The following is a 1,337-nucleotide window of genomic DNA, read 5'->3' as shown; positions in this document are numbered from 1 at the left end:
CGGCATGGATCCAGTCATTGGTCTGGATGTTGCAAAAGGAGAAAGTCAAGTTCAAGCCTTCTTAGAAAAGAAAACTCCTTACAAAAAGAGTTTTAAATTTAAGCATAATCGAATGGGCTTACATGATTTTTATTTATTTTATCAGGAATTAAAGCAATTAGCTGGTCAATCTCCAAGTGTTATTTTTGAATCAACAGGACACTATCACGAGCCTGTCTTGCAGTTTTTAGAGGATCATGGTGTAACCTATTATTTAGTTAATCCTGTCATTTCATATGAGGCTAAAAAAGTAAGCTTACGAAAAGTTAAAACAGATGCAATAGATGCTTATCACCTCTGTGAGTTGTATTACAAAGAAGACTTAGAAGCATTTCAAAAGAAAAGTGTTCAAACGCTAAACCTTCGTAATCTTAGTAGACAACATGATTCTTTGACGGGAACCTACGTACAGACCAAATTACAATTTCACACTATTTTAGATCAGATCTTTCCTGAATATAAAGGTGTATTTGGGGATTTATTTTCAAAGGTTTCCCTACGTACCCTACTCGCTTTTCCGACACCTAAAGAGGTTGAAGAACTGAGTCTTAGTGAAATTGCATCTGAAATACATCATTTATGTAGGAGTCGTTCAGAGTCCTGGTCCATGAATAAGGCGGAAGAATTGAAATCTGCCGCAAACAAAAATCCATATAAACAAACGCTTTATTACAGCCATCTTATTAGTTTAAGGATGTATATTGAAATGCTTCTGCAATACCAAAAACACCTATCCCAGTTAGAGGCAGAGATAGATGCTATGGCTCAAGAGTTTGAATCTTATCATATTATTCGATCTATTCCCGGAATTGGAGGTAAGATTGCGGCAACAATCATCTCTGAGATTGGTGAAATTGATCGATTTAATAACCCTAAGAAACTCGTTGCCTTTGCAGGAATCGATCCTAGTGTTCATGAATCAGGCAAATTTAAAGCGAGTATTAACCGTATAACGAAAAGAGGTTCTAGTAAGCTCAGACAGGTTTTATATACAGCAGTACAATGTGGTCTGATAAACACTCGAAATCCTAGATTAAAAGAATTCTATGATAGGAAACGAGAAGAAGGTAAGCCACATAAAGTCGCTGTCATTGCCTGTGCTAATAAGCTCGTTCATTGGATTTATATTTTACTAAAAAGAAAAGAGACATTTGTGATATAACTTATACCATAAAAATCAATTAAAAGAATATTCTTCCTACTACTTTTAAGGAAGGTTATTTGGTATGTTTATTTTCATCTTAACACAACAAGAATAATTTTTTTAGAGGTTATTCTTGACTTCCTATTAGCTGGTA

1 protein-coding gene is annotated in these 1,337 nt (G+C 34.6%); it reads left to right on the top strand.

All coding sequences use genetic code 11. The annotated features are described in order from the left end of the window. The first annotated feature begins 4 nt into the window (after positions 1–4). On the top strand, positions 5–1,201 hold the full coding sequence (locus tag Q5Y73_RS24545) for an IS110 family RNA-guided transposase (protein WP_305994555.1): 1,197 nt from the start codon (positions 5–7) through the stop codon (positions 1,199–1,201). Positions 1,202–1,337: the final 136 nt, after the last annotated feature.

Origin of the sequence: Chengkuizengella axinellae, assembly GCF_030730905.1 — a bacterium.
GTDB classification, from domain to species: domain Bacteria; phylum Bacillota; class Bacilli; order Paenibacillales; family KCTC-33759; genus Chengkuizengella; species Chengkuizengella axinellae.
This window is presented reverse-complemented; position numbering and strand designations above follow the sequence as displayed.